The 12,409-nt window shown below is 67.0% G+C and carries 16 protein-coding genes; 6 read left to right on the top strand and 10 right to left on the bottom strand.

Annotation, left to right across the window (positions count from 1 at the left end; translation table 11 throughout):
- On the top strand, positions 1–439 hold a 439-nt coding region (purE, locus tag RT123_RS07135; protein WP_313008534.1), incomplete at its 5' end, for a 5-(carboxyamino)imidazole ribonucleotide mutase.
- Positions 440–1,522 (top strand): 5-(carboxyamino)imidazole ribonucleotide synthase, encoded by a 1,083-nt coding sequence (locus RT123_RS07130; protein WP_313008533.1) that lies wholly within the window; start codon positions 440–442, stop codon positions 1,520–1,522.
- Here RT123_RS07130 and RT123_RS07125 read toward each other — a convergent pair.
- Complete coding sequence (locus RT123_RS07125; protein WP_199060887.1) at positions 1,519–2,166, bottom strand: COQ9 family protein; 648 nt, start codon at positions 2,164–2,166, stop codon at positions 1,519–1,521. The two genes, RT123_RS07130 and RT123_RS07125, sit on opposite strands and share 4 nt — an antisense overlap.
- Positions 2,167–2,354: 188 nt before the next feature.
- On the opposite strand from RT123_RS07125, the gene rpsU reads away from it, so the two are divergent.
- On the top strand, positions 2,355–2,597 hold the full coding sequence (gene rpsU, locus RT123_RS07120; protein WP_026108547.1) for a 30S ribosomal protein S21: 243 nt from the start codon (positions 2,355–2,357) through the stop codon (positions 2,595–2,597).
- A 166-nt stretch (positions 2,598–2,763) separates the two neighbouring features.
- Here rpsU and RT123_RS07115 read toward each other — a convergent pair whose 3' ends face one another.
- The 7 genes from RT123_RS07115 to RT123_RS07085 all read right to left on the bottom strand — a co-directional run bounded on the left by RT123_RS07115 (position 2,764) and on the right by RT123_RS07085 (position 9,243).
- Positions 2,764–4,122 carry an ABC transporter permease gene (locus RT123_RS07115; RefSeq protein WP_313008532.1) on the bottom strand — a complete coding sequence of 453 codons (1,359 nt, stop codon included), beginning with the start codon at positions 4,120–4,122 and terminating at the stop codon, positions 2,764–2,766.
- A complete protein-coding gene (locus RT123_RS07110; protein ID WP_313008531.1) occupies positions 4,119–5,066 on the bottom strand; it encodes an ATP-binding cassette domain-containing protein in 948 nt (315 codons plus the stop codon). Before RT123_RS07110 ends, RT123_RS07115 begins: the two co-directional genes overlap by 4 nt.
- A 74-nt stretch (positions 5,067–5,140) precedes the next feature.
- Entirely contained in the window at positions 5,141–7,027 is a 1,887-nt protein-coding gene (locus RT123_RS07105) for a CocE/NonD family hydrolase (protein WP_313008530.1), read from the bottom strand.
- A gap of 67 nt (positions 7,028–7,094) precedes the next feature.
- Positions 7,095–7,736, bottom strand: coding sequence for a M23 family metallopeptidase (locus RT123_RS07100; protein ID WP_307511952.1), 642 nt, complete (start codon positions 7,734–7,736; stop codon positions 7,095–7,097).
- A 168-nt stretch (positions 7,737–7,904) separates the two neighbouring features.
- On the bottom strand, positions 7,905–8,129 hold the full coding sequence (locus tag RT123_RS07095) for a YdcH family protein (protein ID WP_017505991.1): 225 nt from the start codon (positions 8,127–8,129) through the stop codon (positions 7,905–7,907).
- Between the two features lie 50 nt (positions 8,130–8,179).
- Entirely contained in the window at positions 8,180–8,644 is a 465-nt protein-coding gene (locus RT123_RS07090; protein ID WP_313008528.1) for a TIGR02444 family protein, read from the bottom strand.
- Positions 8,641–9,243: a UbiX family flavin prenyltransferase gene (locus tag RT123_RS07085; RefSeq protein ID WP_313008527.1), complete on the bottom strand. Its 603-nt coding sequence runs from the start codon at positions 9,241–9,243 to the stop codon at positions 8,641–8,643. The genes RT123_RS07090 and RT123_RS07085 overlap by 4 nt, the downstream gene beginning before the upstream one ends.
- A gap of 116 nt (positions 9,244–9,359) precedes the next feature.
- Here RT123_RS07085 and RT123_RS07080 point away from each other — a divergent pair, with 116 nt between their 5' ends.
- Positions 9,360–9,533: a YdcH family protein gene (locus tag RT123_RS07080; RefSeq protein ID WP_017505994.1), complete on the top strand. Its 174-nt coding sequence runs from the start codon at positions 9,360–9,362 to the stop codon at positions 9,531–9,533.
- A 71-nt stretch (positions 9,534–9,604) separates the two neighbouring features.
- Here the strand turns inward: RT123_RS07080 and RT123_RS07075 are convergent, their stop codons facing one another.
- The gene (locus tag RT123_RS07075) at positions 9,605–10,270 is read right to left on the bottom strand and encodes a DUF1013 domain-containing protein (protein WP_039245300.1); all 666 of its coding nucleotides are present in this window, start codon (positions 10,268–10,270) and stop codon (positions 9,605–9,607) included.
- Positions 10,271–10,490: 220 nt separating this feature from the next.
- On the opposite strand from RT123_RS07075, the gene RT123_RS07070 reads away from it, so the two are divergent.
- Positions 10,491–11,111, top strand: a complete 621-nt coding sequence (locus RT123_RS07070) for a beta/gamma crystallin-related protein (protein ID WP_313008526.1) — start codon at positions 10,491–10,493, stop codon at positions 11,109–11,111.
- Here RT123_RS07070 and RT123_RS07065 read toward each other — a convergent pair.
- The gene (locus tag RT123_RS07065; protein ID WP_313008524.1) at positions 11,108–12,079 is read right to left on the bottom strand and encodes an NAD(P)H-quinone oxidoreductase; all 972 of its coding nucleotides are present in this window, start codon (positions 12,077–12,079) and stop codon (positions 11,108–11,110) included. The genes RT123_RS07070 and RT123_RS07065 overlap by 4 nt on opposite strands.
- Positions 12,080–12,167: 88 nt before the next feature.
- Between RT123_RS07065 and RT123_RS07060 the strand changes: the two genes are divergently transcribed.
- The gene (locus RT123_RS07060) at positions 12,168–12,371 is read left to right on the top strand and encodes a DUF1192 domain-containing protein (RefSeq protein ID WP_137721237.1); all 204 of its coding nucleotides are present in this window, start codon (positions 12,168–12,170) and stop codon (positions 12,369–12,371) included.
- The last annotated feature ends 38 nt before the right edge of the window (positions 12,372–12,409 follow it).

The raw sequence follows: 12,409 nt of genomic DNA, 5'->3' as shown, positions 1-12,409 counted from the left end.
GCCGACCATGAAGCTGGCCGCCGATCGCCTGGATCAACTGGGCGTCGCCTGGGACGCCAAGGTCGTCAGCGCCCACCGCACGCCCCAACGCCTGGTCGATTTCGCCACGGGCGCCAAGGCCGCCGGATACAAGGTCATCATCGCCGGGGCAGGGGGCGCCGCCCACCTGCCGGGCATGGCCGCCTCCATGACCGAACTGCCGGTGCTGGGCGTACCGGTCCAGTCCAAGGCGCTGAAGGGCATGGATAGCCTTCTGTCGATCGTTCAGATGCCGGCGGGCGTTCCGGTCGCCACCCTGGCCATCGGCGAGGCGGGGGCCGCCAACGCCGGCATCCTGGCCGCCCAGATCCTGGCCCTGTCGGACGAGGGGTTGGCCGGACGCCTGGCCGCCTTCCGCGCCGCCCAGACCGAATCCGTCGCAGAATCCGTCGAGGACTGAGTGCCTGATCTTCCGCTTCCCCCCGGTTCGACCCTCGGCATCATCGGCGGAGGCCAGCTGGGCCGGATGCTGAGCCAGGCCGCATCGCGACTGGGCTTCGACGTCGTGATCCTGGACCCCGAGGCCGACAGCCCGGCCGGCCGGGTCTCGGCGCGCCAGATCGTCGCCGCCTATGACGACCCCAAGGCCCTGTCGGCGCTGGGCCGCGCCGCCGATGTCGTCACCTTCGAGTTCGAGAACGTGCCGGCCGAATCCATCGAGCGTTTGGCCGAGGCCGGGGCCCTCGTCGCGCCGGGACCGACTGCACTACGCGTGTCGCAGGACCGGGTGGACGAAAAGACCTTCCTGAACGCCGTCGGCGCCCCGACGGTCGCCTTCGCCGTCGTCGACACGCTGGACGACCTGGTTGTCGGCCTGACCGAGCTGGGCCTGCCCGCCCTGCTAAAGACCCGCCGCGAAGGCTATGACGGCAAGGGCCAGGTCTGGATCCACTCCATCGAGGACGCGCCCGCCGCCCTGGAAAGCCTGGGCGGTCGTCCGGCCATCCTGGAGGCCAAGGCGACCTTCGTGCGCGAACTGTCGGTCATCGCCGCCCGCGACTGGGACGGCCATATGGCGGTCTATCCGCTGGGCGAGAACCGGCACGAGGGCGGCGTTCTGCGCACCACCCTGGCCCCCGCCGTCGTGGACGAGAAAACGCAAGTTCGCGCCCGCGCCATCGCCGAGGCGATCTTGGACGGGCTGGACTACGTCGGCGTTCTGGGCGTCGAGCTGTTTGATCTCGGAGACGACGTGCTTCTCGTCAACGAGATCGCCCCGCGCGTTCACAACACCGGCCACTGGACCCAGGACGGCTGCGTCTGCGACCAGTTCGAACAGCATATCCGCGCCGTCGCCGGCTGGCCGCTCGGCCCCACGACGGCCCACGCCCGCATCGAAATGACCAACCTGCTGGGCGACGAGGTCGAGGACTGGCGCAAACTGTCGGCCAAGTCCGACGAACGCCTTCACCTCTATGGCAAGGCCGAGGCCCGCCCCGGCCGCAAGATGGCCCATGTGAACCGGGTGCTGGGTGCGGTCTAGGCTTTCGCCCCATACCGCATGCGGCTCAGCGCATCGCTGACCTTTCGGAACGGCGCGTCGAAGTCCTTGCCCGCCTTCCACTTCTCGAAGGCCATGACGTTTTCGATCCGGCGGGCGACGAAGGCCTCCGCCGCTTCGCGTCCGTCGAACCAGCGCATGGTCAAGGCGGGAATCAGGATGCCCGACAGGATCGTCCGCTTCGAATAGTGATTCCAGTCGGTCGCCTCGTCCCCGGCCCAGCGCCACAGATGATCCGCGCTCTCCCAAGCCAGTTTCAGCCCCAGATCGGCGTTGACGGGCAGGGCCAGGAAGGCGGCGCAGCGACGCGTGGCCTCCAGATCGGCGGCGCCCGCCTCCATCCGCTCGGACACGGCGCGGGCGATTCGCTCGCGAATCTTCAGCGACTTGGCGTCGATTTCACCCAGAGCCGCCAGCGCCCTCGCATCATGGCGGCGCGACAGCAGGGCCGCCAGATCGCGCGCGCCGTTGGGCAGCAGCAATTCCTCGTCGCCCTGTGACAGCCCGCACGCCTCGCAGGCCTCGCGCACCAGACGCGCGTTCCAACCCAGCGCGGGCGCGCGGGCGATGGCGGCGTCCAGCACGGTCTGTTCGGTCCGGTCGGCCCAGTCTGTCGTCTCGGTCATAAGGGCGATCATACGCCGGTCGTCATGGCGTTTCGAGCCTTGAAGAATGGTCGCGACGATCTGGACAGAAGGAGGCGGCTCGTGTATCAGCGCGCCTTCATCCGAGAGCCCGGCTGTCGGAAGACGATTTTATTTTGTTCGCCCGTCTCCCTCACAGGACGCGGCGGGCGGCCAAAGGAGAGTTTAACCTGGTTCAGATTTTCGTTCGCGACAACAACGTCGACCAAGCGCTCAAAGCCCTGAAGAAGAAGATGCAGCGCGAGGGCAGCTTCCGTGAAATGAAGCGCCACGTGCACTTCGAGAAGCCCTCGGAAAAGCGCGCCCGTCAAAAGGCCGAAGCCATCCGTCGCGCCCGCAAGCTGGCGCGCAAGCGCATGCAGCGCGAGGGCCTGCTGCCCGCGCCGAAGCCGCGCGTTCCCGGCGGTCGTTAAGACCCCGGCGAAAGCCGAAAGATTTAAGGCCGCTTCCTTCGGGAAGCGGCCTTTTTCTTTGCGTTTCGTTTCTGCGGAGTGTTGTGGAGCACTCTTGAAGTCCGACAGAAGAAGCGCCGCGCCACCTCCCCATCGCGACGCGACAGGGAGGAGACAATCGTGCCGCCTACGCCCGTCCGGTAATCGCCCGGCCGAAGCTCTTCCAGCTCAGCTTTACGTCCGACAGCGCGCCAGCGCGGAAGGCCCGCCCGGCGATCCACACCATGAAGGCGGCGGTCGCGAACATGCCGATCAGCGTCAGAATCACCTCCACCAGCGGTGGATCGCTGGGCGCGCGGGCGCTCATCAGGAAGGGGGTGAAGAAGGGGATCCAGGACAGAACCTTCACCACCGGCGCATCCGGGCTGGTCAGGGCCATCTGCATCACCAGGATCGGCACGACCAGGATCATCATGATCGGCCCCATCAGGGTCTGGGCGTCGCGCGGCGTCTCGCAGAATGCGCCGATGGCCGCAAACAGCACCGCATACATCAGGTAGCCGCCGACCATATAGGCGATGAAATAGAAGATCAGGCCGTCGTGCAGCAGAACCTGTCCGACCGTCGCCGCCGTCTCGGGCGAGGCCGAAATCAGGGTGAAGGCCCCGATCCCGCCCCAGACCCCCATGACCGTCAGGGTCAGCAGCGCCACGCCCAGCACCTTGCCCGTCAGGATTTCGGTCGCCGAGGCCGAGGACAGCAGCACCTCTAGGATCTTGTTCGACTTCTCCTCCATCACGCTGTTCAGCAGGATGGAGGCCCCTGTGATGACCAGCGACCACAAAAGGAAGCCGACGCCCAAGCCGATGAACGACGGGATTCGGTCACGCATCGACACCTCGCCCCCGCTGGCGGCGCTGGGCGAGAAGGACTTCACCTCCGGTCGGAAGGTCTGAACCTCCTGCGCCACGGCCGGGGCGACCCCGGCGGCGGTCAGAAGTTCGGTGCGTCGGGCATCACGCAGGGCATTTCGGACGAAGCCGGAAACGTCGTTGTCGGTGGCGCGCGCGGTCCAGACCTGGGCGGCGGGCTTGCCATCCGTGCGGCTTAGGAAGACCACGGCGTCGAGGCGCCTGGCCTTCGAGGTCTGCTTGTCCAGCGCCTTGCGGATCGCCTCGTCACGGGCCGGGCCGACGGCGTCGGCGATGGCGGGCGGCGTGTCAACCAGACGGATCTTGGGGCCGGTAATGGAGGCGACGGCGCGCCCGGCGCCCGCCTGTCCCTTTTCAGCGGCTTCGCGCAAGCGCTCGTTCTGACGATCCACGTCGGCTTGCAGAGAGGCGCGCACGACGGCGGCCAGACCTGTCGCATTGGGGCCTTCCTCGATCACCGCCACCGACTTGATCGGCTCAGAGGCCTTGATCAGCGCCGGAATGCCGCCGCCCAGCACGGCGAACAGGGGGAAGGCCAGAAGCGACAGCCAGAAGCCGACGGTCTTGGCGTAGGCGACATATTCGCGTCGCGCGATCAGCAGGGTGCGGTTCATCGGACAGCCTCCACGGATGCGACGGGTTGGTCGGGATGGTCGCCGGTCAGGCCGATGAAGGCGTCGTGCAGCGTCGGCTCCTTCAGCGCGAAGCCGCGCACGTCCAGGCCGTTCAGGAAGGCCGTCTTCAACGTGTCCTGACCCCCAGCGCCGGGCGCCAGGGCGATCTTCAGACGACGCACACCATCGACGTCGGACAGGGTCTCGACGCCCGCCACGCCGGGCAGGGCGGCAGCGGCGTCCGCGCTGATCGCGCCGTCCAGATCCAGGAAGCGCGGCGAGGTGGCCTTGGCCTGATCCACCGTCCCCTCGAACGCCTTCTTGCCACGCGCCAGCAGCACGACCTTGTCGCACAGCCGCTCGGCATGCTGCATCACGTGGGTGGAGAACAGCACCGTGGCGCCGTTCGCGGCCAGCCCGCGAATCATCGCCTCCAGACCCTGCTGGTTCATCGGGTCCAGACCGGAGAAGGGCTCGTCCAGGATGACGAACTCTGGCTGATGCACGACCGAGGCGATCAACTGCACCTTCTGCGCCATCCCCTTGGACAGCTCCTTCATCTTCTTTTTCTGCGCCTCGCCGAGCCCCTGCTGCTCCAGCAGGGTCTTGGCGCGCTTGCGGCCTTCGGCGACCGGCAGGCCTTTCAGCGCGCCGAAGAAGGCGATGGCCTCGACCGGCGTCATCTTTTTATAGAGGCCGCGTTCCTCGGGCAGGAAACCGATCCGATCGCGCACCCTGCGCCCGTCGTCGGTGCCCAGGATCTCGATCCGCCCCGACGACGCCGGCTGCAACCCCAGGATCATTCGCAGGGTCGAGGTTTTGCCCGCCCCGTTCGGTCCCAGAAAGCCGCAGATCGACCCCTTCTCGACCTGAAAACTCAGATCGCGCACGGCGTGGAAATCGCCGTATCGCTTGTTCACCGCATCCAGCGTCAACGCCGCCATGTCGCCTCCCAAATCCCTGTCGTCAGCCTAGAATCCGACGACAGGGGACGCCAGCGACTTCGGCGCGGGGGCGCCTATTTCACCACAGGCAGATCGATGTAGGACGCGTCGTCACCCGCGTGATGGACGGCGTTGTCGGCGACCACGCCCTGGCTCTCCGTCTCGTTCGGTCCGCCCGTGTTCAGGTTGCGCACGAACTTTGGGAAGTTGGAGCTGGTGACTTCGACCCGGATGCGGTGACCGGGCTGGAAGGTGTTGCTGATGGTCAGCGGCGTGGGCTGCACCGTCGCCACCTGGCCCGGCGTCAGGGGCGCGGGACGGTCATAGCCGTTGCGATAGCGCGCCCGCATGATGGTGTCGCCCAGAATATAGGCCGTGCCGTCCGGCGCCACGTCCACCAGCTTGACCGCGAAATCGGTGTCGGGCGCAGAGGACGACACCTTCAGCACCGCGTCGATGAAGCCGGTGACCTGCATCGGCTCTGTCAGCGCCTCCGAGGTATAGACCAGCACGTCGTTGCGCGCTTCGATCGGTCGCTGATCGAAGGCCCCGGCCGTGACCAGCCCGCCGTTGCAGCAATCGCCGCCGCCGATGGTCTGGACCGGGTTCATCGGATCATAGCGATAGCGGTCGGCCGGTTCGCCGGCGGGCGGCGCCTGAAGGCTCAGCAAGCCGTCGCCATTCAAGCTGTTGGCCCCGCCGCCCGAGCGCAGGTACATCCGCACCGTCTTGACCCCGGCCGGAGGCCACTGAGCGGCCGTGCGCCAGGCGTTTTCACCCATGTTGAAATACTGCACATGCGGCGTGCTCTCGGGGAAGGCGCGGCGCTCGCCCTTCAGCCAGCGATCGAACCAGGCGTGCACCAGGGCGTCGCTGTCGAAGGTGGCGTCGCCCAGCGGGCGGTCGCCCGACTTGTAGTTTGGCCCCAGGCCCGCAAAGGCGCAGTGGTTGTTGGGGCCGACCACGACGTACTGGTTCTCGGCCGCCTCGCGATCCTGGGTCGTGGACCGGGCGTGGTTGAACAGCTCCATGTTCGGCCCGATCGAGACATCATACCAGCTGTTGAACCACAGGGACGGCACGCCCCAGCCCATGTCGTCGTGATACAGGCCGCCCTGACGCCAGGCCGGATCGGACGGGGTGCGCGCGATCAGTTCCTCGAACGTGCCGGCCGGCTCGCCCAGGTCCTTCAGCATCTCGTTGACCGGCAGATGCCGGATCTGGCTGGGCCAGTTCACATCCGGCTTCTTGGCGTCCAGGTCGTTGTAGCGAACGATGCGGGCTCGGGTTTCCTGATCGAGATCCATCGGGATCTGGGCGCGCTGCGGATTGTCCACGCCGTACAGCCACACGAAGAACAGGTTGCGCGGCACGCCCCCGGTGTACCAGTTGCCCTGTTCCTGGAACCGGCCGACCTTGCCGATGCCGGCGCCCGAGGCCTGGGGCACCATGGCGGCGTGGGCCGGGTGGTTCTGGGCCGCCAGGGCCAACTGCCATTCTGCGGAGGACGAACAGCCCAGGGTGCCGACCTTGCCGTTCGACCAGGGCTGGGCCGCGATCCACGTCAGGGCGTCATAGCCGTCGGTCTGGGGATAGCCCAGGATCTGATAGTCCCCGCCCGAGAAATACCGTCCCCGTTCGTTCTGGATGACGAAGGCATAGCCCTTGCTGACCCAGCTCAGGGCCGAGCGCGTGGTGCGGGCGTTGTAGGCCAGCTCGTTATAGGGCGTGCGGACGAAAACGGTCGGCAACGGGCCGGACGCGTTCTTGGGGCGATAGACATTGGTGGCCAGTCCCACGCCGTCGCGCATTGGCACCATGACCGCCATCTGCACATCCGCCAGGCGCGACAGCTCGGTCTGCGCGGCGGCGTCGCTGTAGCGCCCGTAGTCCTGCGCCGAGGCGGCGACGGGCGTGGCGGCCAAAAAGCCCGCGACGACGGCGGCGACGATCTTGTTCATGTCCATCCCTCCCAGAACGAGGGGGGACACTAGGACGTTTGCCGCGCCCGTCGCAACGTAATGCGCGTCAGGCCTTGGCCTTCACCGTCACTTCGAAATGTCGATCGACCACCTTGGTCGGATTGACCTGCGCACCGCCGCGACGGACCTCGAAATGCAGGTGCGGGCCGGTGGAATAGCCCGTGGAGCCGACCAGACCGATGCGCTGACCGGACGCGACCGCATCGCCGTTCGCGACATCGATCCGGCTGAGGTGGCCGTACAGGGTGCTCATGCCGTTGGGGTGGCGCACCTCGATGAAGTTGCCATAGCCCTCGGGGTCGTAGCCCGTGCGGATGACTTCGCCCTCGGCGGCGGTGAAGACGGTCGTGCCTTTCGGCGCGGCGATGTCGACGCCCTTGTGCGCGCGCGCCTTGGCTTCAATGGCGAGTTTGCGCAGGCCGAACGGCGAGTTGATCGCATAGCCGCGCACCGGGGCGGTGAAAGCGATCTGGCGCGTGATCGGACCCGCCTTCTCGACCTCGGCCTTCAGCGGCGGCGAGACCGGCGCGGCGATCTGGGTCGGCGGCGGCAAGGCGGCCTCGCGCGCAGCATTTGGCGCGGCGGCGGCGGCGAAAACGGCCACGGCGGCGAAGGCGGCCGTCTGGCCGGAGTGGATCAACAGGGTCTTGCACCGCGCCATCGGCGCGTTGGATAGCAGGCGTCGCATTCGGCGGCCTCTCCAGCGTCTCTACGCTCTGGAATGAAGGAAGCGGCGCCCCGACAGCGCACGGCGTTCCGTGGGAGGGCGGCTTATGCCTGCTGGCTTTGGCGACTTTGGGGCTAGGGCAGGGCGGCGGATGGTCGCAGGGCGGAACCTGCCGCCCGGCCGGCCAGATCAGGCGATGATATCGGGCAGGATGCGGTCTTCCAGCTTCACGATCTCGTCCTTCAGCGCCAGCTTCTTGCGCTTCAGCCGGGCGATCATCAGCTGATCGGGAATGGCGGCCTGACCCAGGGCCTCGATCGAGGCGTCAAGGTCGGCGTGTTCCTGGCGCAGATGGTTCACCCGCGCCTGAAGTTCGGCCATTTCCTCGGTGATCGCAGGCGTGTCGTCGTTCATCGTGTCATCTCCACGCCGCTCGTCTCAGGCCGCTTATAGCCACGCTGATCTCAGGCCGGAAGGGCGTCTGCGAGCCGGATCAGGGCCGGGCGCGGTGTCACATCCGCCCACATCCGGGCGGTGGCTGCCAGGCCGTCGATGATCGGGCGGGCCGGCCCGCTGGGTTCGGGCGCCAACGCCTCCAGCGCGTCCAGCAAGTGCCGCTCCGCCTCCAGCTCCAGCGCCTTTATGCGGTTGCGCATGCTCTCACGCGGGCCATCGTCGATATCGGGCACCGGCGCCTTCAGGATCCGCCGCACCGAACGCAGCGGGGCGACCACGACGCTGTCCCAGGCGCGGGCGGTGTCGCAGGCGGCCTCGATCGTCTCTTCATCGGGCTTTCGGCCTGTCGCCGCGACCCAGGCGGACCACAGGAGCACGGGCACGTTCTGGTCGTGGCTGTCCTGCAGCGCCAGACACGCCTCGCCGACCCCCGGCGCGCCATAGGCGGCGATCGCCCAGTCCCACAGCCTCATGACTTCAGGCCTTCCCAGCGCCGCACCGCGCCCCAATCCAGGCCGAACAGGTCCAACGTTCGCCCCACCGACTGATCGACCATCTCCATGATCGTGCTCGGCCGGGCGTAAAGCGCGGGCAGGGGCGGGGCGATGATCGCGCCCATTTCGGCTAAGGCGGTCATGGTGCGCAAGTGGCCCAGGTGGAACGGCGTTTCGCGCACCATCAGCACCAGCGGTCGCCGCTCCTTCAGCGTCACGTCCGCCGCTCGCGTCAGCAGGGTGGAGGTCACGCCGGTCGCGATCTCGCTCATCGTCTTGATCGAGCAGGGCGCCACGATCATGCCCATGGTGTGGAACGAGCCGGAGGCGATCGTCGCCCCCACGTCGCCCAGCTTGTGAACCACCGACGCCTTGGCCGTCAGTTCGTCGGGCGACAGATCGGTCTCCTGCGACAATGTGAGCAGGGCGGCCTTGGTCACGACGAGATGGCTTTGGACGCCGAGATCGTTCAGCGCATCCAGCACCCGGGCGCCATAGACGGCGCCGGAAGCCCCTGAAATTCCGACCACCAGTCTGGCGGGCGGGTTCCGTATGGCTCCGTTCACATCATCGTCCATTTTGGGGGTCAGCCTCCTTCGGGTCCGGGGCGACGGGCTGTCACTGGAAAGTGATTACACAGCGCGCCAAACCGGGCGCTCACTCTACTGGTCCCTAACCAAAGGAGGCGCAAGCCATGACCATCGAGGCTCGTATTCGCGAACTGGGTAATCGTCATCGCACCCTGGATGAGACCATCCAGAAGGAGCTTACCCGCCCGTCCACGGATCCGTTGCAGGTCAGGGCGCTGAAGCAGAAGAAGCTTCGGCTGAAGGAAGAAATCACCAGTCTGGAGGCGCGCGCGACCTAGCGCCGACCTCCTGAAACGACGACGGCCCCGGAGATCGCTCTCCGGGGCCGTTTTCATTGCGCGAAGGCGGATCAGTCCTTGGTGCCGAACACCGATTCCGCCGTCGGCTCGGCGCCGGGACGTTGGCGGGCTTCCGGCACGAACTCGGGCTCGGCCTCGACCTGTTCGACAGGCTGGATCGTGCCGCCACCGTTCTTCAGATCGTCCTTGGCCTTCTTGTCTGCGGCCTTCTTGACGATCTCGTCCAGCGCCAGCTGGCCGACCAGGCCGAGAGTCACCGGATCGACCGGCTTGATGTTGGCGCTGTTCCAGTGGGTGCGGTTGCGCACGCTCTCGATGGTGGACTTGGTCGTGCCCAGCATCTTGGCGATCTGAGCGTCGGTCACCTCGGGGTGGTTGCGCACGAACCAGGCGATGGCGTCGGGGCGGTCCTGGCGACGCGACACGGGCGTGTATTTCGGCGCCGGCTTAGCCGACTTCAGCAGTTCGGCGTGGCGGCTGACGATCGCCTTCATGCGATAGTTTTCGTCGCCCTGGGCCTTGTCCAGTTCTTCGCGCGTCAGCTGGCCGCCGGTCACGGGATCGACGCCACGGATGTCGCGCGCCACGTCGCCGTCGGCGATGCCGCGAACTTCTAGCGGGTGCAGGCCGCAGAAGTCGGCGATCTGCTCGAAGCTGAGAGAGGTGTTGTCGACCAGCCAGACCGCAGTGGCCTTGGGCATCAGAATGTCGCTCATGGGGCGTTCGTCCCGGTGTTGTTGAGCCGCCGAATGAGGCTTCGGCTGGCGTTGGATACGACGGCGCCCGGCCTTTCGACCGGGCGCGTATGATGCCGATATAGGCCTATTCGACACAAAAGAAAACGCTGAGCGACAATCCCATACAGCAACGGTTCATCCGCCCTGACGCAACCTTCGCGGTAATGAAGCTATTCAGCTTCGGGAGAGGAGAACCACCATGTCCATTCTGCTTGGCGCGGCTCTGGCCGCAGCGATGGCCTCGGGCCAGGACTATGCGCAGCAACGCGTCGCCCCGCGCGGCGGCTATACCCAGTCGTGTTCTGAAGCCTATGTGAACCGCGGTCGTCTCTATGCCGATTGCCGCGATACGCGCGGACGGATGCGCGGCACGTCGATCGAGCTGAACCGCTGCGGCGGAGAGGAGATCAACAACGATAACGGCCTGCTGGTCTGCGGGCGGTTCCGTGGCGACTATGAAGACAGCCAGCCCGGTCGCCCCGGCGGCGGCTGGGGACCCGGCAATGGCGGTCCGGGCAACGACGGCCCCGGCTGGGGCGGCGGCAATGGCGGTGGCTGGGGTCGGTCCTCGATCACCGTCTATGAGAACGCCAACTTCCGCGGCGCTTCGCGTGAGTTCACCAGCGAAGACCGCAACCTGGGCCGCACCCCATTCAACGACCGCATCAGTTCGATGCGCGTCGAAGGCCGCTGGGAAGTCTGCACCGACGCCGAGTTCCGGGGACGCTGCCGCATCGTCGAAGGCGATGTCCGCTTCCTGAACGGCGGCTTCAACGACAACATCTCGTCGCTGCGCCCGGTGCGCGGCGGGCGCTACTAGACGCTCAGCACGATCTTGCCGATGTGCCCGCCGGCTTCCAGCTCGGCGTGCGCATCGGCCGCCTGCTCCAACGCGAACACCGCCTGAACCGGCGGCTTCACCTTGCCGGAGGCGATCCACGGCCAGGCGGTCGCCTCGACAGCCGCGGTCAGACGCGCCTTTTCGTCTGCCGGGCGGCTGCGTAAGGTCGATCCGGTCAGGGTCAATCGCTTCAGCATGATCCGCTGCAGATCCATCTCGACCTTGGGGCCGGTCAGGGAGGCGATGACCACCCAGCGCCCGCCCGCATTCAGACTGTTCAGGTTCAGGGCGGCGTAATCGCGCCCCACCATGTCCAAAACCACATCCGCGCCGCCCGCCTCGCGGATCTGCGCCTCCAGATCATTGCTCTTGGCGTCCAGGCTGATGTCCGCGCCCAGCGCCTTGGCGGCTGCGGCTTTGTCCGCCCCGCGTGAGGTGGCGATCACTCGGGCGCCGGCGGCCTTGGCCATCTGGATGGCCGTGACGCCGATGCCGCTGGTCGCCCCGTGGATCAGCAACGTCTCGCCGGCCTTCAACGCGCCGCCCTCGAACACATTGGCGAAGACGGTAAAGACGGTTTCCGGCAGCACGGCCGCCTGCACGTAATCCAGACCCTGGGGGGTCGGCAGGACATGACGCGCGTCGACCACAGCCAACTCCGCATAGCCGCCGCCGCCCAGCAGGGCGCAGACCCGGTCGCCGACCATCCACCGCGTGACGCCCTCTCCAACAACCTCGATCTCGCCGGCGATCTCAAGCCCCAGAACGTCCGATGCGCCGGGGGGAGGGGGGTAGGCGCCGGTGCGTTGCAGCAGGTCCGGCCGATTCACGCCCGCCGCCCGCACCCGGATCAGCACCTGACCCGGCCCCGCGACGGGATCGGGCCGTTCGGCGATCTTCAGGGCCTCGGCCGGTCCAGAACCGCCTTCGATTTCGATCACGCGCATCGCACTCGCCTTGCATTCGTCCGTATCCGGGCGTTCAGATAGGGACCGTGGACCGCCTTGGCCATGACAGCGCGAAAGGAAGGCGACGATGTTCGAAGATCTTGAACCCCGCCCGCAACGCGGCGAACCGCTGCGGGCCCTGTCACGCGAAGACCTGGATGTTTACGCCGTCGAGGATTTGCAGGAGCGGATCGCCGCGCTTGAGGCCGAGATCACGCGCTCGCGCGCCGCGATCGAGACGAAACGCTCCAAGAAAAACGCCGCTGACGCCCTGTTCAACTTCGGTTCGTGATCGCGAATGATCCGCTGGCATGGCATGAGCGTTGCATC

The sequence above is a fragment of the Brevundimonas vesicularis genome (assembly GCF_032067225.1).
GTDB lineage: Bacteria > Pseudomonadota > Alphaproteobacteria > Caulobacterales > Caulobacteraceae > Brevundimonas > Brevundimonas vesicularis_F.
Note: the sequence above shows the minus strand (reverse complement) of the source record. Positions and strands in the feature narration are given on the sequence as shown.